General features: G+C 73.1%; 20 protein-coding genes and 1 pseudogene. 13 read left to right on the top strand and 8 right to left on the bottom strand.

Features of this window, described 5'->3' with window-relative positions; translation table 11 throughout:
* Positions 1–194, top strand: a pseudogene (locus AA75_RS32930) (hypothetical protein); the annotation flags it as partial.
* Positions 195–1,255: 1,061 nt separating this feature from the next.
* Here the strand turns inward: AA75_RS32930 and AA75_RS32925 are convergent.
* The gene (locus AA75_RS32925; RefSeq protein WP_051813914.1) at positions 1,256–2,452 is read right to left on the bottom strand and encodes a low temperature requirement protein A; all 1,197 of its coding nucleotides are present in this window, start codon (positions 2,450–2,452) and stop codon (positions 1,256–1,258) included.
* A gap of 508 nt (positions 2,453–2,960) precedes the next feature.
* Between AA75_RS32925 and AA75_RS32920 the strand changes: the two genes are divergently transcribed.
* The 6 genes from AA75_RS32920 to AA75_RS32895 all read left to right on the top strand — a co-directional run bounded on the left by AA75_RS32920 (position 2,961) and on the right by AA75_RS32895 (position 6,871).
* Positions 2,961–3,323, top strand: coding sequence for a hypothetical protein (locus tag AA75_RS32920; protein WP_149038512.1), 363 nt, complete (start codon positions 2,961–2,963; stop codon positions 3,321–3,323).
* 633 nt (positions 3,324–3,956) lie between these two features.
* Positions 3,957–4,481 (top strand): hypothetical protein, encoded by a 525-nt coding sequence (locus AA75_RS32915; RefSeq protein ID WP_033823996.1) that lies wholly within the window; start codon positions 3,957–3,959, stop codon positions 4,479–4,481.
* Positions 4,465–4,698, top strand: coding sequence for a hypothetical protein (locus tag AA75_RS32910; protein ID WP_033823995.1), 234 nt, complete (start codon positions 4,465–4,467; stop codon positions 4,696–4,698). Before AA75_RS32915 ends, AA75_RS32910 begins: the two co-directional genes overlap by 17 nt.
* Before the next feature lie 114 nt (positions 4,699–4,812).
* Positions 4,813–5,091, top strand: a complete 279-nt coding sequence (locus tag AA75_RS32905) for a hypothetical protein (protein ID WP_033823994.1) — start codon at positions 4,813–4,815, stop codon at positions 5,089–5,091.
* 231 nt (positions 5,092–5,322) lie between these two features.
* Positions 5,323–5,622, top strand: a complete 300-nt coding sequence (locus tag AA75_RS32900) for a DUF4193 family protein (RefSeq protein WP_033823993.1) — start codon at positions 5,323–5,325, stop codon at positions 5,620–5,622.
* Positions 5,623–6,196: 574 nt separating this feature from the next.
* Positions 6,197–6,871, top strand: coding sequence for an SDR family oxidoreductase (locus AA75_RS32895; RefSeq protein ID WP_233289293.1), 675 nt, complete (start codon positions 6,197–6,199; stop codon positions 6,869–6,871).
* 130 nt (positions 6,872–7,001) lie between these two features.
* Here the strand turns inward: AA75_RS32895 and AA75_RS32890 are convergent, their stop codons facing one another.
* On the bottom strand, positions 7,002–7,739 hold the full coding sequence (locus AA75_RS32890) for a dienelactone hydrolase family protein (RefSeq protein WP_033823992.1): 738 nt from the start codon (positions 7,737–7,739) through the stop codon (positions 7,002–7,004).
* Between the two features lie 442 nt (positions 7,740–8,181).
* Between AA75_RS32890 and AA75_RS32885 the strand changes: the two genes are divergently transcribed.
* Positions 8,182–8,775 (top strand): hypothetical protein, encoded by a 594-nt coding sequence (locus tag AA75_RS32885; protein WP_149038511.1) that lies wholly within the window; start codon positions 8,182–8,184, stop codon positions 8,773–8,775.
* Positions 8,776–8,840: 65 nt separating this feature from the next.
* On the opposite strand, the gene AA75_RS32880 is transcribed toward AA75_RS32885, so the two are convergent.
* From AA75_RS32880 to AA75_RS32865, 4 genes are all read right to left on the bottom strand, one after another.
* Positions 8,841–9,938 carry a hypothetical protein gene (locus tag AA75_RS32880; RefSeq protein ID WP_051813912.1) on the bottom strand — a complete coding sequence of 366 codons (1,098 nt, stop codon included), beginning with the start codon at positions 9,936–9,938 and terminating at the stop codon, positions 8,841–8,843.
* Positions 9,939–9,952: 14 nt separating this feature from the next.
* The gene (locus AA75_RS32875) at positions 9,953–10,516 is read right to left on the bottom strand and encodes a hypothetical protein (RefSeq protein ID WP_033824025.1); all 564 of its coding nucleotides are present in this window, start codon (positions 10,514–10,516) and stop codon (positions 9,953–9,955) included.
* A gap of 233 nt (positions 10,517–10,749) precedes the next feature.
* Entirely contained in the window at positions 10,750–12,060 is a 1,311-nt protein-coding gene (locus tag AA75_RS32870) for a cytochrome P450 (protein ID WP_051813911.1), read from the bottom strand.
* A 59-nt stretch (positions 12,061–12,119) separates the two neighbouring features.
* Positions 12,120–12,395 (bottom strand): SIP domain-containing protein, encoded by a 276-nt coding sequence (locus AA75_RS32865; protein ID WP_033823990.1) that lies wholly within the window; start codon positions 12,393–12,395, stop codon positions 12,120–12,122.
* Positions 12,396–12,522: 127 nt separating this feature from the next.
* Here AA75_RS32865 and AA75_RS32860 point away from each other — a divergent pair, with 127 nt between their 5' ends.
* A complete protein-coding gene (locus AA75_RS32860) occupies positions 12,523–13,188 on the top strand; it encodes a hypothetical protein (RefSeq protein ID WP_082527001.1) in 666 nt (221 codons plus the stop codon).
* 113 nt (positions 13,189–13,301) lie between these two features.
* A complete protein-coding gene (locus AA75_RS32855) occupies positions 13,302–13,667 on the top strand; it encodes a hypothetical protein (protein ID WP_033823989.1) in 366 nt (121 codons plus the stop codon).
* A gap of 4 nt (positions 13,668–13,671) precedes the next feature.
* Here the strand turns inward: AA75_RS32855 and AA75_RS32850 are convergent, their stop codons facing one another.
* A complete protein-coding gene (locus AA75_RS32850; RefSeq protein WP_051813910.1) occupies positions 13,672–14,625 on the bottom strand; it encodes a LysR family transcriptional regulator in 954 nt (317 codons plus the stop codon).
* Between the two features lie 99 nt (positions 14,626–14,724).
* Here AA75_RS32850 and AA75_RS32845 point away from each other — a divergent pair, with 99 nt between their 5' ends.
* Together AA75_RS32845 and AA75_RS32840 are read left to right on the top strand one after the other, a co-directional pair.
* Positions 14,725–15,762, top strand: a complete 1,038-nt coding sequence (locus AA75_RS32845) for a zinc-dependent alcohol dehydrogenase family protein (RefSeq protein ID WP_033823988.1) — start codon at positions 14,725–14,727, stop codon at positions 15,760–15,762.
* A 33-nt stretch (positions 15,763–15,795) separates the two neighbouring features.
* Complete coding sequence (locus tag AA75_RS32840; protein WP_033823987.1) at positions 15,796–16,470, top strand: SDR family oxidoreductase; 675 nt, start codon at positions 15,796–15,798, stop codon at positions 16,468–16,470.
* A gap of 75 nt (positions 16,471–16,545) precedes the next feature.
* On the opposite strand, the gene AA75_RS32835 is transcribed toward AA75_RS32840, so the two are convergent.
* The gene (locus AA75_RS32835; RefSeq protein ID WP_033823986.1) at positions 16,546–17,226 is read right to left on the bottom strand and encodes a DUF6445 family protein; all 681 of its coding nucleotides are present in this window, start codon (positions 17,224–17,226) and stop codon (positions 16,546–16,548) included.
* 185 nt (positions 17,227–17,411) lie between these two features.
* Between AA75_RS32835 and AA75_RS32830 the strand changes: the two genes are divergently transcribed.
* A partial coding sequence (locus AA75_RS32830; protein WP_051813909.1) for a monodechloroaminopyrrolnitrin synthase PrnB family protein occupies positions 17,412–18,429 on the top strand: 1,018 nt, incomplete at its 3' end.

Genomic DNA, 18,429 nt, shown 5'->3' with positions numbered 1-18,429 from the left:
TCGCGGTGCTGGCCGACGCGTCGGGCCCGCTGCGGGCCCGCGAGGTCGCCGGCCTGCTCGGCCTGGACGGCCTCGACTCCAACGTCAACGCCGTCCGCACCCGCCTGGAGCGCCTCGCCAAGGCCGGGCAGGCGCAGCGGGCCGGGCGCGGCCTGTACACCGCCGCCGCGGTCCCGGCCCAGGCCGCGGGCTGACCGTCCGACGGGAGGCGGGGCGGGTGTGCGGGGGCGCCCGACGGGGTGAGGTGTGCGTCTCGTCCCGGCGGGCGCCACGCAGAGGTTAGCGCGGCGCCCGGGTAGCCCCGTGCCAGGCTGCGGGCCGGGCCCGGCCTGCCACCGCCGCAGGGTGTCCGCGGGGCGGGTGACCGGGCCGGCGCACACGAGCGGGAGAGCATCGTCCCGAGGAGGTGGAGCGGGCCGCCGGGTGTATGGAGCACCTGGAGAGGGACGACGGGGAGCGGCCGGTGGCCGCCGCTGCCCTGCTCGTCGCTCCGCCTCGACGTCCTCGTCATGCTCAACAGCGGCCTCGAACTCGACCACCGCCTCGAGGACGGCCGGCTCGTCAAGACCCGGCGCAGCCGCTGGACCCTCGCCGACCGAAAGGTCCGTTGGCTGCCGGCCGGCCCGCGGTGCCGAAGCGACCCGCGGACCGGCAGACGTCGACTGCTCAAGCGGAGGGCGGTACCTCGAGTCGGTCGACGTCCTCGGGGATGGCGGCTGCGAACTTCGCGATGCTGTCCGGAAGCTGGCGGGGTCTCCGGCGAGCAGCTCGTCGAAGCATTCAGTCAATCCGACTTCAGCTGGAATGAATCAGCGAACGGTTGGCCCGCCGGGCCCGGTCCGGTCGAGTGCGGCGCTTCGCGCGGCGCGCGGATGGCGTCCCACGGAGAGGTGCGGCAGAGATCTTGGAGTGACCCTTGGTCATGGGACGGCCGGCGTGCAGCTCTTTGAGCCGAAAGACGAGTTGGCCGGAGAGGTGCGCACGGACCTTGAGCAGCGCGGGTTTCTGCTGACCCATGTGGCCGCTGGCGTACGGTCGCTCGCAGCCCGCTCCGGGGGCACCGGTGGGCGGCCCCGATCCTGCCGTGGACCATCACGCGCCATGTCGTCGAAAACGCAGCGCTGTTCTCCCGGTACGGCGCCGACCTCTCCCGCACCTTCGCCGACCTCATCACCGTCGCCCATGGGCTCCCGGGCTCCACCTTGCCGATGCGCCTTCCGAGATGTGGGACCACCGACATCGCGGGAGGCGCGGGTCAGGCCGAGGCGCGCTCCAGCAGGCCGCCGCGCTTCCCGGGTGCGAACACGAGCTGCCAGCCGACCGCGGTCGCCAGCGCCCAGATCAGCCATCCGACGCCGAGACGCTGTGCGAAGACGCCGAGCGCCAACAGCAGGAGCAGGCAGGGCAGCGCCCACCCGAGGACGTCTTGCCACCGTGCACCGGAGACCACGGCGGCCAGCACGCTGACGCCGAAGTACACCATGAGACCCGCGCAGAGAAACCACCGGACGCCGTTCGCCGCAGGATCGTGCGGATGCGCGATGGCCAGGCCCAGGCCGGCGGCGACGGAGGCGAGCGCGCAGGTCGTCAGGCAGTGCAGGGACAGGGCCAGCCGCACCGGGAGATCACGCCGGCCGGTCTTCGGGATCCCACCGAAGCCGTAGAGCAGCGACATGCTCCACAGGCCGGACAGCAGGGCGAACGAACCCACCGCCGCGCCGGCCAGGTGCACATCCCAGGAGGTGTCGGCGGCGACCGAGGTGATCTGGATGACCCCCTCGCCGAGCACGATGATGACGTAGAGGCTCAGCCGCTCCATCAGGTGCGGCACATCGGCGTAGGCCGCCTCGATCACCGGCAGCCGCCCGCGGTCGCCGTTCTTCCTGACGAGGCGCGCCGCCCACTCCTGCGCGCCCCGCAGCATGCGGCCGCCGGCGTCCGCGAGTATGGCCAGCAGATCGAACCCGATTCCCAGGGCCCACAGCCAGTAGCGCGCCGGAGCATCCACCCACAGCGACACGATCCACGGCAGGACACCGAGGCCCATCTGGGCCACCGGCCAGTCCATCACGACCCGCCCGCGCCGCCAGAACCGGCTGGACAGCCAGCGCAGGAAGACGTACGCGGCGACGAACGCGAGGTGGTGCCTCGTACCGCGGATCCCGGGGACGGCCGCGACCATGACGGCGAGGCCGAGCATCGCCAGCAGGAGACCGGGCGTCCAGGCACGGTCCCCCTCGACGTTCCCGTAGACGGTGAAGCAGACCCAGGCGATCCAGAAGGCGAGGTACAGCAGGACGTACAGGGCGAGATCGGCGGCCGTCGGGCCCTCGTGCAGGAGGTGTGACAACTGCAGCACGCCCGCGACGACGACGAGGTCGAAGAAGAGCTCGGTCCAGGAGGCATGCCGCTCGGCGCCACCCGCCGACTCAGCGGTGTTCATGAATGTCATGAGGTGATCATCGGTCATGCTCCGAGACGTGTCAGGAGGATGCCCGGCCAGCCGGGGCGCGCCCCAGGGCGAGTCGCCCGCGTGCGGCAGCGGGCGGGGCTGGGCCCGGGCGGACGAGGGACAAAGCGGCGGGCATCAGGGTCTCCGGTGGTCCGGGAAAGGCTGCGGAGCGATTGCGAGGCGCTGTGGCATCACAAAGCGCGTCCTTGCACTGTGTGCGGAGCCCGGGCTGGTTCGGATGGGTGCGCGCCCTTGTTGTACCGGGCTGGTGGTCACGGTCGCGACGTCATGGTGAACGCCGGTCGGCGTCGGACGCCGCAGCAAGACTCGAATGGGCGACCGTCCGATTGTCGAACTTTTGACCGGAATTCCCGCCAGTCCGGCGCGTGTGCGTGAACGAATCAAGGTCATGGAGAACCACCCCGGCCGAGCGGGCGGCGAAGGAAACCCCCTCCGCACAACACCCGTCCGGGCCGACGGTTCATCAGGAAGGAAGGGAGTGCGGCAGATGCGTACGACGCGAACCAAGCGGTCGCTGGCGATCGCCGGGACATGCGTGATGCTCGGGGGCGGCGCTGCAGTGGCCACGTCGGCCACCACGGCGGCGGCGACGACCACGGCGAGCGTGTCCTCGGTCTCGCACGACAAGGAGTGCCGCTGGTACCCGGCGCACTGGGAGAACAAGTGGGTCGGCGGCCACTGGCAGAAGGTCTGGCAGGCCGGTGACTGGCACAACACCTGGCACCCGGGTTGGTGGGACACCCACCACCACTGGCACCACGGCTACTGGCACAAGGCCGGCTGGGAGAACAAGTGGATCCCGTCCCACCGGGACCGGGTCTGGGCGCCGGCGGGCGGGTACTGCCGCTGACCGGGCCGGCCCAGCCGGCCCGACCGTACGGCCCGGCGTCCACGGGCGCCGGGCGCCACCGGCCCGGCGGGCCGCACCGCCCGCCGGGCCGGCCCCCAGGCCGACCACCGACCACCGACCGGAAAGAGCGTCAGACCATGACCACCGTCGTACGATCCAGACCGCCGCACCGGGGTCCCGGTCCCCCACACCGCACCCGCGGACCCGGCCCCGGCCGCCGCCCCTGCGGGCGGGGAGTTCAACGAGTCCTTCACCGACCGGCTGCAGTGCGTGCCGGGCATCCGGGGCTACGAGGGCCGACCCCTTCCCTGCCGACGTATGCGCTCCCTGTCGAGGGGATACGTGGATCGAGGCGGGGGCGCGACCGACGGGCCCACGAAGGCTGTCGTGCCGACCAACCGGAATTCAGGTCGACGCAGGTGTCGGCAGCGGAGGCCGCTGCGCCGGTGAACTCCCTCGACGCCGTGGTTCGCAGGCCACAGAGCGAAGAGGCCGCAGCCAGAATGCCCCCACACTGCCGTCAGGACCGGTTGGCCCAGCGGACCGGCCGGTATCAGGCAAGCAGACCGATTGGGGCTTGGCGTCAGCCGGGTGGAGCGGAACACACCGCTCCCTCAACGGAAGTGACATCCCATGAACAAACGCATAGCCCGTGCCCTGGCCACCACCGCTCTCGCCGCCGCAATCGTCGCGGTCCCCGCGGCCGGCTCCGCAGTCGCGAGCTCCGCCCACAGCACCCGCGGCTCCGAGCAGTTCTACAACCACGAGGTGCAGGCCAGCACCAGCCACGTCAGCTACAGCGCGAGCACCACGTACTACGCCAGCAGCGACTGCTACGGCAACGAGTACGGATACGGCCGTGGCATCCTGGGCCTGCTGGGCCTGAAATACCGCGGCACCTTCCCCGGCTCACCGCCGGAGGAGGCGGGGCCCCACCTGAGTAGCCGGAGCCCCGCCCTGTGCGCACCCGCACCGCCCGACAAGCCGGCGGCGCGCACACCCCTACTTCGCCACCCGCACGACCGCGGACCGGTCACGACCTGCCCGTTCACCCGGTCGACTTACACACGACCGCGCCTGCGCCCTGTGCCCATCTGCGGTCGGGCGCGTCGAGAAGCACGCCCCCGCGGCGCACCCTACGATGGCGGCCGCGAGTGAGCACCGGCCCGACACCATCGCGGAGCTGCGGATCGCCTGGCGGCGGGCGAAGGCCCGGTGGAGCGCCGACCCCGACGACCCCGACGCCTACGCCGCGTTCATCCAGGCCGGCACCGCGCTGTACCACTCCCCGGCGCCCACCCCGGAGCCGACAGCACATCTTGCGCCGCGGCGCGACGCGACCCATGACGTGGCCCGCCCCGGTCCGGTGCCCTGACCCCGCGATCCAGGAAGCCGAGCAGCGCACCTTCGGTGCCCGGAGGCACTACTCCGGCCGCGGCCGGACGCGCCCGGCTTGCAGGCCCCAGCAAGGAAAAAGAGGATCATTCGCATGGAAACCATCACCGGCCGCACCGAGCGGGACCACCTCGCTTCCCTTCTCGACGAGCTTCCCCAGCGTCCTGGCAGCCACTCCCGCAACGTCCGCGTGGACGCTGCCCTGCTGGAGCTCGCGGCAGCCATGCTCCAGCAGCTCTCTGCGGCATTCCCCGACGAACGGATCGGCCGCGCCGCCGGCAGCGTGGCGGACCGGATCCGGCTCAACGTACCGCTCACCGCTATCCTCGCGCTGAAAAGCACCCTGGAGGCCGGCAACCTGAACATCCGCTAGCAGCCGGGTACCGCCGGTCGCCTGCACGGCGGTCGGAGGGCGATCGGACCCGCAGGACCGCCGCGCAGCGGGCCTCACGCGTGAAGGGTAGGCGGGAGCCGCAAGGGGCGGCGTGCATTCCGCCGCGCCTTCGCGGCCCGCTCCCACACCTGTGCTCTCATCGGCAGATGGCGTCCGCCAGGCAGCCGGAAGGCACCCGCCCCACCGCCCTGCCCCAGCGAGGGAGTCCCTGTGGCCACCGACTTCGACGCACCCCGCACGAACGAGAACGACCATCTCGATGACAATCTGCGCACCCTGAAAGCCACCCGCACCACCACGAAAGCCTCCCGCATCGACGCCCTCGACCACATCGAGGCCGACGACGTGCTGCCGGTGCACTACGCCGGGCTGCCCGACGAGGACCTCAGCGTTCCCGTTCTCCCCAAGCAGCAGGACGAGTTCGCCTGCACCATCTGCCACCTCGTCCACCACCGCAGCCGGCTCGCCCGCACCGAGAGCGAACAGCAGATCTGCCGCGACTGCGCCTGACACACCTGCACTCCGGCGCCGGTGTCGGTGTCGGTGTCGGTGTCGGTGTCGGTGTCGGTGTCGGCAACAGGAGTCTTCTGCCGCCAGTCGGATGACTCAAGCTCCGCCGCCCACTCGCCCGTGAAGATCGTCCTGCCGCCCGGATGTGGGCGGTGAAGAGGACGGCGGGCGGCGAACCCGCCGCCGTCCGGGACACGAAGGGGCGGGACTCACGGGTGAGGAACCTCAAGCGCAGGATCCGTACGACGCTCATGACCGCTGTCGGCCTCACGACCACCCTGGCGGGAGTGCTCGTACCGAGTGGCGAGGCCCAGGCAACCGTCGGGGATCGCGGGTTGGCCCACGTCTGGATCGACCTGGGGAACGCGGGGCCGAGCGAGGGACTGCGCATCAACTACTCCAACTTCCTCAGCAGCCTGCGCGAGGCGGCGGGTTCGACGAACAACGGCGGATACCGTACGCAGCTCGAGGACCACGGCCTGATCATGGCCTCGCTCACGGCGCCGGTGAACCGGGGCGAGGGCACACCGCCGGAGCGCGTGGAGATCTGGATCAACCCGTACAACCTCTACGTGTGGGGTCGGACCTCGCGGACCTCGCCGGCGCACATGCCGTGCTGCCCGTCGCCGCCGACCTGGCGACCGTCGAGGGAGTCGACTCCCTGGTGGCCGCGGCCGTCGCCGAATTCGGCGGCGTCGACGTGCTCGTCAACAACGTCGGCCGGGCCGAGCCCCGGACCGGCGGCTTCGCCTCCGTCACCGACGAACAGTGGCTGGACACCCTGACCCTCAACCTGCTGAGCGCCGTGCGGGCCTCACGGGCGGCCCTGCCCTCGCTGCTCGTCGCACGCGGCTCGATCGTCACCATCAGCTCGGTCAACGCCTTCCTGCCCGACCCGGGGGTCATCGACTACACCGCGTCGAAGGCAGCACTGACCAACTTCTCGAAGGCGCTCTCGAAGGAGGTGTCACCGCTCGGCGTCCGGGTCAACACCGTCGCCCCGGGCCCGGTCGACACCGGCCTCTGGTACGGGGACGGCGGTATGGCCGACACCATCGCGCAGGCCATGGGTGTCGACCGGGAGACCGCGGTGGCGCAGGCCGTCGCCGCCCTCGGCGGGTTCGCCACCGGACGCTTCACCCTCCCCGAGGAGGTCGCCGACCTGGTGCTGTTCCTGGCGAGCGAACGCGCGGGCAACATCGCCGGAGCCGACTTCACCATCGACGGCGGCCTGATCAAGACGTTGTGACGTGTTGCCCGCACCGGGTGGAATGGCCGCCCCACGGCCACCGCAGCGCAGGAGCGCCGGGAGCTGCCCTCGACGGGCAGCATCCCGGCCGACCCGGCCTACCGGCCGCCGGTGGCCCGGCGGCCTGACGTCACTTCAGGTGCCGGGCGAAGAACTGGGCCGCGGCGTCCCCGGCGAACTGCGGGACGCCGGTGTGCCCGCCGAGATTGGCGTTCAGTGTCTTCTCCGCGGAGCCGAAGGCGTCGAACAGGTCCAGGGACGCCTGCCGGTCGTTCCCCTCGTCGTCCCACTGCAGCAGGACGTGCAGCGGAATGGTGACCTTGCGGGCATCCTCGTACGACGCGGCGGGCACGAAGCTCCCGGCGAACAGGACGGCCGCCGCGATGCGCGGCTCGACCACCGCCAGCCGGGTCCCGATGGCGATCACTCCGCCCGAGTACCCGACCGGGCCGCCGATCTCCGGCAGCCCGAGGAGGGCGTCCAGGGCGGCCTGCCATTCCGGGACCGACCGTTCGACCAGCGGGAGGACCAGCCGGTCCACGATCTCGGCGCCGACCGGTTCGCCGGCTTGCATCGCCCGGCGCAGGTCGGCGCGGGCCTCCTCGGTGGCGGCGGAACGAGGTCGGTCACCGCTGCCGGGGAGTTCGATGGTGGCCGCGGCGAAGCCGTCCGCCGCGCACTGCCGGGCCCGGCCCAGCAGCCGGGGGTACATCATGTTCAGTCCGCCGGGGTGGCCGAGCAGGATCAGCGGCGCCGGGGCGGATGCGGAGGCGGATCCGGGCGTCCACAGGACACCGGGGATCTCGCCGAGGGTGAATTCGCGTTCGAGGACGCCTTCGTCGAGGCGCTGCTCGGAGGTGAAGTGCACGGTCGTGCCTTTCGGGAGAGCTCACGGACGGCGCTCCCGGGCGACGAGCCTATCGCCCGACCGTGACCCCGGAGGGGAGCACCCATGTCGATACTGCGTTCACGGGTACCACCTCCTCGTTCTCTCACACGGCCACCGGGAGGCTAGCAGGGGCCGAGCCGCTCCGCCAACGGATTGCCCCGGAGGCCGGCCGGCGACCTGGACACGTCCTCGACCCCGCCGGACAGCCGCTGGTGCGGCGCTCCTGCAACACCCGGCGCAGCGGTTCGAGTGCCTGGTCCAGTTCCATGGCGCGAGCAACCTCCGCCGGTCTCCCCGGCACCGGCCAAGGTCGCCTGTCAGGGGTTACCTGTCCGCACGTGGTGAACCCGGCCAGGGCGTACTCGACGAGATGCGTCGCCCCGAACCAAGCTTCACGAATATGGTGAGCCCCGCTGTCGCCTTGAGCGGCGCCCGCGTGTTCGCGTACCGAACCGGGCGGATGTCGGCTGTTCGCAGGTGGTGGAACGCGCCCACACGGAGGACCCGGATGCCCAGGCTGAACCCGCTCGACGTTCCAGCCGCGGTGTCGGCCGCCGCCGAGCCGCTCGAGGGCCTGCTCGACGACTGCAACCACGTGTCGTCCATCCACCTTTTCCCCGTGGTCCCGGTGGCCGGGACGACACCCGGTCATGACTGGATGAAGGATCTCGCGCAAGCGGTGTACGACGCGGGAGCCACCGGATACCGGCTGGGAGCGTCGGTCGACCCGTTCGAGTCACCGCAGGCTTGGCGGGACGTTCTCCGCCGAGAGGTGACCGCAGGGGTCATGCAGCCCGTCCACAGGTACGCGGACCCCGACCTGCGCACGCCCGGTGAGATCCGGCAGGCAGGCGAACTCGCCGATGGTGTCGCCGACCTGCTCGAGGATCATCTCGGGCCGGTCCGGTGCTCCGGTGACGTCGGCGGCCCGCACGCGGGCGACATCTGGTGGCGCAACATGCTGTTGGTCACCAGCGACTGGGCCACCGTCCTGCATCTCGGGATCTGCGACTGACTCCCTCGGGCAGACCGATCACCCCCGGCGGTGGACGCCGGGGGTGATCGGTGGTCAGGGCGGGGTCAGCCGGTGGTGTGGTCCCCGGTGTTGCCCGAGGCGGAGCTGCTCGGGGTCGGGGACGGGCTGGTCGGGGTGGTGGGGGTCGGGTCGAGGGAGACCGTGAGTCGGCAGGTGTTGTTGAGGTCGGCGCTGAGCATGGCCTTGGCGGCGGTGGCCTGCCAGAGGGTGACCGTGGTGTCGCCGTTGTAGTAGGCGGCCAGCTTCTCGGCGGAGCCGGCCGCGGATCCGGTGGCCTTGCCCGCGACCTCCTCCAGCAGGCTTCCGAGTTCGGCCGCGGTGAGGTTGCTGCCGGCGCTGCGGTCCAGCGGCGCCGCCAGTGAGCAGTAGGTGTCCTGGGGGACGGTCGCGCCGACCACGGCGGCGCGGCGGGCGATCGGGTCCAGGGCGAAGTTCTGCTGGGCGACGGGGTCGGGCGCGGTCTGGGCCAGCAGCGTGGCCACCGAGCTGCCGGCCTGTCCCGCCGTGTTCTCCACGACCGAGGCGGGGGCCGTGGAGTCGCTGTCGGGGCCGGCGTCGGGGCCGGAGGCCGGGGTGGAGCGGGCGAAGGAGCTGGGGGTGACCAGGCTGCCCTCGTACTCGCCGTTGCCCACCACGTTGTTGTCGTAGGGCACCCGGGCGCCGCCGCCGAGGGTGGTCCAGGCCCCGCCGGCCAGCCGGTCCAGGGTCAGCAGGTAGGTGTGGCCGACCTCCAGCCGGGAGCCTTCGGTCTCGGCGATCGGGGTCTTCTGCGTTCCCTTGAAGGCCCAGCCGTCGGCGGTGATGGTGAGGCCGGCGGGCAGGGCGGGGGCGCCGCTGCGGGCCCACAGCTGCTGCTGGACGTTCAGGGTCACCGTGCGGCTCAGGTAGCCCTCGCCCGCCTCGATCTCCTCGTCCGAGGCGGCGAGCTGGGTCTCGGAGGTGACGGTGGCGATGACGGTGCGGTCCCCGTAGGAGACCCAGTCCTGGGCGGTGGTGGAGGGGAGGCGTTCCTTGCCGTGGGCGAGGATCACGCGCGGGCGCTGGTCGGCGGGCGCGGAGCCCGGGCCGGCGACGGCGGTGACGGCGGCCGTGGTGAGCGTCGCGGCGGCGAGTGCGAGGAGGCCGAATCGGCGGGCGGTCATGGCGGAATTCCCCATCAGTACGTCGCGTTGATGTTGGTGCGGTTGTTTGCGCCGAGGAAATAGTTGTCGTCGTCCGTCATGCAGCCGACTATCTTGTCATTCTTGCCGACGGCGGGCGAGGCGTTGTTTCCGTGGGTGAGCCCGACGGCGTGGCCGGTCTCGTGGCAGACGTCCGACTTGTTGATCGGACCGACCTCCGCGGCGCTGCTGTTGAACCGCACGTAATGCTGGTCGCATTTCCAGGGATCCACGGCGTCGTCGCACCAGGTCATTCCGACGACGTTCTGCGGCAGATCACCGGCCTGATAGATGATGTCCGTCTCCGACGAACCGGTGTACACGCCCCTGGACTGGATCGTCACCGAGAGGTCGGTCGGGCTGTAGTACTCGCTCAGAGCGGACTTGATGGTGGCTTTCTGAGCCGCCGTCAGCGACCCCTCCCGATAGACCGTCAGCGTGGCGTTGTCGGTCTGACAGAAATGACCCTGGCTCCGGCTGCCGTCATGGCAGACCGGGGCGTAATTCCCCGTCGGGTACATGTTGTCGATGGTCCTGGCCTGGGCCGTGACGGCAGGCATGAATATCACGGCAGCCGCAGCGAGAACGGCTGCCGTCCGGCGCGCACGAGGCACGACTTTCCCCCATGTATGAATACGAATGGATGCGGATCCGCTCACCGGCGGATCGCTCGGGGACGATCATGCAGGGGGCGGTTCGGCCAGTCAAGGCTCTGTACATTGCCGCCCTGGCCCCAAAAGCCACCAGAGGGCGGAAATGCCGGACAAAGCAGAGCGGCCTGTTCGTACCGGGGTCAGTCCTGCCGCCAGCGGATCGGCAGGTGCTTGAGCCCGTTCTGGAAGTTGGACACCAGTCGGGCGGGTGGGGCGCCGGGGGTCGGCTCCAGGCCGGGCAGGTCGGTGACGGTCCGTCCGAGCATCGCCCGCAGCTGGATCCGGGCCAGCTGCGCCCCGAGGCAGAAGTGCGGACCGTGGCCGAAGCTGACGTGGTCGTTGGGCGTGCGGGTGATGTCGAAGCGGTCCGGGTCGGGGAACACGTTCTCGTCGCGGTTGGCCGAGGCGTGGTAGACGACGACCTTCTCGCCGCGCCGGATCCGTCGGCCTCCCAGCTCGGTGTCGCGGGTGGCGGTTCGGCGGAACTCCACGACCGGCGGCCAGAAGCGCAGGATCTCCTCCACCGCCGGTCCGATCACCGCGGACCCCCGCTGCCGCAGCAGCCGGTACTGGTCGGGGTGGGAGAGCAGGGTGTGCAGGCCCCCGGGCAGGGCGTTGCGTACCGTCTCGTTCCCGGCGACCGCGAACAGGAAGAACGAGGTCTCGAACTCCTCGGCACTCAGCCCGCCCTCCCGCATCCGGGCCAGCACGCTGCCGGGGCGCGGCTGTTCGGCGAGCCCGTGCGCGTACGCGAACATGTCGGCGAGGGCGGCGCGCGAGCGCGGGTTGACCGGGCGGCCGTCCTCGGTGGTCATGGCCGCGGGGCGGTGGGCGACGGCCGCCCGGCCGAGGTCGGTCAGCGCGGCCGGGTCCGCGGTGCCGGAGGCGGCGACATCGGCGTCCTGGTAGCCGATCACGCGGTCGGCCCAGTCGGCCAGCAGGTACCGGTCCTGGTCGGGGACGCCCATGATCCAGGCCAGCGTCCGCACCGGCAGGTCGGCCGCCAGCCGGACGAAGTCCGCCTCGCCCGCCGCGCGGACGGAGTCGACCAGCTCCGCCGCGTGGCGCTCGATCGCCTCCGTCAGCTCGGCGAGCGCGCGCGGGGTGAAGGCCCCGGCGACGATCCGGCGCAGCCGGGAGTGGTCGGGCGGGTCCTGGTTGAGCATCATCGTGCGCGCGAACTCCAGGTCGGCCACCGAGTCGGGGTCGCGGATCTGGGTCGCGCCGAGGTGCGAGGAGAACAGGTCCGGTGTGCGCAGCACGTACTTGACGTCGGCGTGCCGCAGCACCGCCCAGTAGCCGGGCCCGGCGGGCCAGTCGCCCACCGCCGGCTCCTGCACCCAGCAGACCGGGGCGGCGGCGCGGAGTTCCGCGAAGAGCTCGTACGGCGGGCCGTCGGCGTAGGTGGCGGGCTGGAAGATCCGGTTGACCCGCGCCTGGTCGATGCCCATGGCGACCGACGGTACGCCACCGTCCGGTGGGCCGCCAGCATCCGGTCCGGTCGGTTCCGTCAGGGGCGCCAGTAGCCGAGGGCGTGCACCCGGTCCTTGGGCAACCCGGCCTGCTTGCGGAGCAGTTGGGCCAGGGCGCGGATGGTCGCGGTGTCGCAGGCGATCCAGGCGAAGGTCCACATGGTGGGGTGCAGGCCGGTGGCGGCGAGCATGCCGCCGTCGGTGAAGTCGATCCGGCGGACGTGCTCGGTGAGCCGCGCGGCGCCGGTCACGGTGAAGGTGAAGTCCTTGCCGCGCAGCAGTCCGAGGACGACGCCCTCCCAGCCGTACCCCATCGGGCCCTCCCACCATCCAGAGCAACTTAGGCGAGCCTAACCTAGGCTGACGTGCGGTCGGCGGGCAAGGGCGACGCGCCTGCGGCCTCACCCCCGGAGCCCGCCGCGGGCGCTAGATTCGTACACCGTGGACCCCATCACCGCAACGGATCCCGCCGTCGAGCTGTACCGGCGAACCGTCGCCGAACTGACCCCCACCGCGGCCCGGAACCCGGTGGTCGAGCTGATCGGATCCGGGGCCGCCCCGATCGACGTGCTGCGCCGGATCGCCGGTGAGGAGTACCGGATCGTGCGCAGCGACCGGCGCGCCTTCGCCGCGCTGGCCGCCCGGTTCGGCGGGCGGGAGCCGGCGGCGGGGCTGTTCCTCGGCCTGGCGGCCGGTGAGGGGCAGGCGCTCGGCCTGCTGGAGGGCTTCGCCGGGGCGGTCGGGATGGACGGGGCGGCGCTGCGGGTGTACGAGCCCCGGCCGGCGGCGCAGTCGTACCCGCATCACCTGGCCTGGCTGGCGCAGTTCGGCACGCGCAGTGCGGTGGCGCTGGCGCTGCTGGCCAACTTCGGTTTCTGGGGCGGCTACTGTGCCCGGGTCGCCGCGGCGCTGCCCCGGCACTACGGGCTGACCGAGGCCGAGGCGGCGTTCTTCGCCTTCTTCGCCGAGCTGCCGCCCGGCTTCGAGCGGGCCGCGCTCTCCGTGCTGCGGGAGGGCCTCGACGCGGGTGAGGATCCGGTCGAGGCGCGGCGGGCGGCCGTGCTGATGCAGGCGTACGAGTCGGCGTTCTGGGCGGCGGTCGCCTGATCCCCAGGGCCGGACCCGCCGGGCTCCACCCGGGTGCGGTCCGCCCGCGGCGCCCGCAGGCTGGGGAAGGCGGCCGGCGCTGGGCCGGCCGCGCCCGGCGAGGAGGACCCGCGATGGTGAGCTGCACGGCCTGCGACCAGACGATCGACTGCGACGGCGACGTGTGCGTCGTCAGCTGTACGTCCGACTGCAAGATCTGCGTCTCGGGCTGCGACGGCATCAAGGTCCGCAGCGACGCGCTGGCCGACGCGTGCCGCAGCGGGGATCCGCTGCGACTGGCCGTGAAGGGCAGTCCGGCGAAGGTGGTCGAGGCGGTGCAGACGATGCTGGGGGTGGAGCTGGTCCGGCTGCCGCCGAAGCCGGGGCCGAACCAGGGCGGCCACGGCCGGGTGGAGTACACCGGGGACCTGGCGGGGCTGCTGCAGCGCCTCGGGGTCGAGCTGTCCGAGGCCAGCCGGGCCGAGTGGCGTACGCCCTGACGGCTCACACCGTGCGGGAGTCCGTGCGGCACGGCTCCGGACGGGCGGACTCCGTCCGGGCGAGGCCGTCGAGGGCGGCGAGGCAGGCGGCGACCGCGGGTTCGTCGGCGCCGCCCTGACGGACGGCCACCTCGATGGTGCGGGCCGGGGCCGGGTCGGCGAGCGGACGGGCCCGCAGGGCGGGCGGGAGTCCGGTCAGCGCGAGGCGCGGGACCAGCGCCACCTGGCCGCCGGCCGCGGCCAGCGCCAGCATCGCGGCGAAGTCGGTGCAGGTGTGCCGTACCTGCGGGCTGAACCCGGCCGCGCGGCAGGCCTGCAGCACGGCCTCCCGACAGGCGGTGCCCTCGGCCGCGGTGACCCACGGGGTGCCGGCGAGCGCGGTGAGCGGCACCGGGGTGGCGGCCGGGCCGTCGGCGGCCGGGTGGCCGGCCGGGAGGACGGCGTACAGCGGGTCGTGGAGCAGCACCCGGGTGGCGACGCCCGCGGGGTCGGGGGTGGCGAGGTTGCCGTACCGGTAGACCAGGGCGAGGTCGGCGCGGCGGTGGCGCAGCAGCGGGAGGCTGGTCTCCGGTTCGGCCTCGGTGATGTGCACCCGCAGTCCGGGGTGGTCGCGTTCCAGGGCCTGGCACAGGGGGGCGGCCAGCGGCGCGAGGGCGCTGGTGAAGCAGGCCAGGTGGAACGGGCCCGCGGCGTGGCCGGCCAGGGCGCCGAGCCGGGCCCTGGCCCGTTCGAGGGCGGCCAGGACGGGTTCGGTGTCGGCGGCGAGGGCGTGGCCGGCGGCGGTGAGCCGGACGCTGCGGCCGTCGCGGTCGAGCAGGCGCACTCCGGTCTCGGACTCCAGCTGCTTGAGCTGCTGGGAGACGGCCGAGGCGGTGACGCGGTGCAGTTCGGCGACGGCGGTGACGGTGCCGTGCTCGGCGAGGTCGCGCAACAGGATCAGGCGCCGGAGATCGAGCATAAGGACAGCTTAACCACTTCTGTAGAGGATGTAGCTGGACGCGGGGGTGGCGGTCGGGAGAGTGTACGGCGGTCAGGCTTTCCCGAGCTAGGAGCACCCGTGCGCGCCACCGTCATCCACGGCCCGAAGGACATCCGCGTCGAGGAGGTCGCCGACCCCCGGATCGAGCTGCCCGGCGACGCCGTCGTCCGGATCACCCACGCCTGCGTGTGCGGGAGCGACCTGTGGGCCTACCGCGGGGTGGCCGCCCGGCAGCCGGGGCAGCGGATCGGGCACGAGTTCGTCGGCGTGGTCGAGCAGGTCGGCGCCGGGGTGGGCGGGCTGCGTCCCGGCGACCGGGTGCTGGCGCCGTTCGTCTGGTCGGACGGCACCTGCGCGTACTGCGCGGACGGGCTGCACACCTCCTGCCCGCAGGGCGGGTTCTGGGGCGAGGTCGGCTCGGACGGCGGACAGGGCGAGGCGGTCCGGGTGCCGTTCGCGGACGGCACGCTGGTGCGCCTGCCGGACGACGTCGACGACGCGCTGATGCCCGCCGTCCTGGCGCTGAGCGACGTGATGTCGACCGGGCACCACGCCGCGCTCGCCGCCGGGGCCCGGCCGGGCGCCACCGTCGCCGTGGTCGGCGACGGCGCGGTGGGCCTGTGCGGGGTGCTGGCCGCGCACCGGCTGGGCGCCGAGCGGATCATCGTGCTCGGCCGGCACGCCGACCGCACCGCGGTGGCCCGGACCTTCGGCGCCGTGGACGTGGTGGCGGAGCGCGGCGAGGCGGCGGTCGAGGCGGTCCGGGAGCTGACCGGCGGCCAGGGCGCGCACGCGGTGCTCGAGGCGGTCGGCACCGAGGAGTCGATGCGCACCGCGATCTCGGTGGCCCGGGACGGCGGTGCGGTCGGGTTCGTGGGCGTCCCGCACGGCGGCAGCGCCGGTGTGGACCTCGGCCAGATGTTCAACCGCAACGTCGCGCTGCGCGGCGGAGTGGCCCCCGCCCGGGCGTACATCCCGGAGCTGCTCGCCGACGTGCTGGCCGGGCGGCTCGACCCGTCGCCCGTGTTCGACCTGACGGTCCGCCTGGACGAGGTCCCGGCGGCCTACGCTGCGATGGACGAGCGGCGCGCCCTGAAGGCCCTCATCGCCTTCTGACCTGCCGCGTACCGACCGATGGAGGACACCACCATGTACGTCGTGATCGCCGGCGGGCACGGGCAGATCGCCCGCCGCCTGGGCCGGCTGCTCACCGCCCGCGGGGACACCGTCACCGGCCTGGTGCGCAACCCGGCGCACCGCGAGGACCTGCTGGCCGACGGCGTCAGCCCGCTGGTCATCGACCTGGAGACGGCCGCCCCCGAGGAACTGGCACCGCACCTGTCCGGCGCGGACGCGGTGGTCTTCGCCGCGGGCGCGGGCCCGGGCAGCGGGGCGGCCCGCAAGGACACCGTCGACCGGGCGGCCTCGGTACTGCTCGCGGACGCCGCCGGGCAGGCCGGGGTGCGTCGCTACCTGATGGTCTCCACCCGGGGCGCCGGCAGCCCGCCGCCGCCGGAGGCCGACGAGGTGTGGGCGGCGTACGTCCGGGCGAAGACCGCCGCGGACGAGTACGTGATGGGCCGGGACCTGGACTGGACGGTGCTGCGGCCGGCCGCGCTGACCGACGACCCGGGGACCGGACTGGTCCGGCTGACCGCCGGGCGCAGCGTCGGCGACGTCACCCGCGACGACGTGGCGGCGGTGCTGGCGGCGCTGCTCGACACCCCGCACAGCGCGGGGCTGGTACTGGAGCTGGCGCAGGGCCAGGACCCGGTGGCCGCGGCGGTGGCCCGGGCGGCGCACGAGCGGACCGGCGCGGTCTGACGGCGCGGCACCCCGTTCCCTCCCGCGGTGGGGCGGGGTGCCGGGCGTCACGCGTCAGGCGTCAGGCGTCAGGCGTCAGGCCATCCAGAAGAAGACCGCGGTCATCCGCTTCTCGGCCAGGGTGCGGCCGTGGTAGCCGGTGGCGCTGTGGATCAGGTTGGCCTTGTAGAGCAGCAGCCGGTTGTAGCGGTGGGGCACCCGGATGTCCTCGGTGAAGGAGTCCGGCGGTACGTAGCGGGTGCCGAGCGCGTCGACCAGGTTGTTGTGCGGCGCGGCGACCAGGTTGCCGCCGAGCAGGCCGCCGGGCAGGCTCTGCCGGAAGAAGCTGGTGCCGAACTCGTCCGGCACGTCCGGGTTGAGGTACAGCACGGCGGCGTAGCGGCACAGGGTCCGGGAGTCGGCGTGCGGCCGGACCTCGGACTCGCCCTCGCCGACGACCTGGATGCAGTTGTGGTTCAGGGTCGCGCCACCGGGGGCGGTTTCCGGCCAGATCTTGCGCGCCCCGGTGGCCTTGCGCACCAGCCGTTCGACCCGGGCCAGCTCCTCGGGCTCCAGGCCCGGCATGGTGCGCAGTCCGGGCCAGCTCTCCTTCTTGTACGGGTAGCCCTCGACCCAGTCGTCCTTCGCCAGGCAGCGGGTGCGCACGGCGTCCACCTCGGGCAGGACGTCGTCGAACACCCAGTAGTCCCGGCCCGGGGTCGGCTTGCGGTAGGGCAGCACGGGGAGAGCCGGGGCGTTGCGCTGAATCGGCGGCATGCGGCAGACGGTACCGACGCACCGCCCCAGCTCTCTCCCATGTACAGGTCAACATTCGGCCAAATCACGGCTCGGAGGAGTCCGCCCGGGCAGCTGCCCAGGCGGCCGACTCCTCCTTCCGCCGCACCATCTGACGGCCACCCACCGGCCGCCGTGCGACGATGCCCGGCGGGGAGGTGGGGCGGATGGAGCTCGACAGCGCGTTCTGCGCGGCGGTGGCGAGGCGCGACCCGCTGGCGGCGGACCCCGTGCTCGCCGCCCTGCCGGCCCTCAACGCGCGGGCCGACACCGTGGCCCTCGCAGGGGCACTGGACGGGCTGGCCACCGCCGCCCGGGACACCCGGTCCGACCGCGCCGCACTCCCCGACCGGCTGGCGGCGGTCCGCGACCTCGGGATGCTGCTCGGCTCGCTGCGCCGCCACGGGGTCGAACCGCTGGACGCCGTGCCCGCCGCCGAACCGGTCCTGCTGCGGCTGGGCCGGTCCACCGGCATGGCGCCGCGCGACACCGTGCTGCACTACGGCGTCTGGAACCCGGCCGGGCCCCGGCGGCGGCTGTTCACCGGCGCCCCCGAGGAGCACACCCTGATCGACTCGGTCCGCACCGGCGCCCCCGCGGTCGAACGTGCCGCACTGGAGCTCGCCCGGGTACTCGAGCTGCCGCCGGACGGCGCCGCGTTCGCCGACGGCTGCGAGACCGCCGCCCGTCACCTCGCGGTGCTGCCCGCCGCCGTCGCCGAGGTGGCGCGCTCGGTGGACCCGGCCGCCTTCTTCATGGCCCGGCTGCGGCCGTACATGGAGGACGTCCGGGTCGGCGGGCGGCCCTGGTTCGGGCCGGCCGCCGCCCACCTCCCGCTCCACCTGATCGACCGGCTGCTCTGGTCCGGCGACCGGCCGGACCCCGAACACCTGTCGCTCCAGGAGGAGTTGCTCGACTTCGGGCTGCCCGAGTGGACGCTGCTGCACCGGCGGCAGACCGGGCGCCCCACGGTGACCACCCTGCTGGTCCGGGCGCTGGAGAGCGCCGGGCCGCGGCCCGGGCCGCAGCTGCGCCGCTCCGCCGCCGCCGTCACCGGCCTGCTGCGCACGCTGCTCGCCTTCCGCGGCCGCCACCTGCGCCTGGTCCGGGCGGCCTACACCGCGGACGCCGCGTACGGGGCGGGCAGCGCCGGGGCGGCCCCGGAGACGGTGCGGCTGGTGCTGG

This window comes from Kitasatospora sp. MBT63 (assembly GCF_000710465.2).
In the GTDB taxonomy this organism is placed as follows: domain Bacteria; phylum Actinomycetota; class Actinomycetes; order Streptomycetales; family Streptomycetaceae; genus Kitasatospora.
The sequence above is the reverse complement of the archived record's forward strand: the minus strand, read 5'-3'. Positions and strand labels throughout refer to the sequence as shown.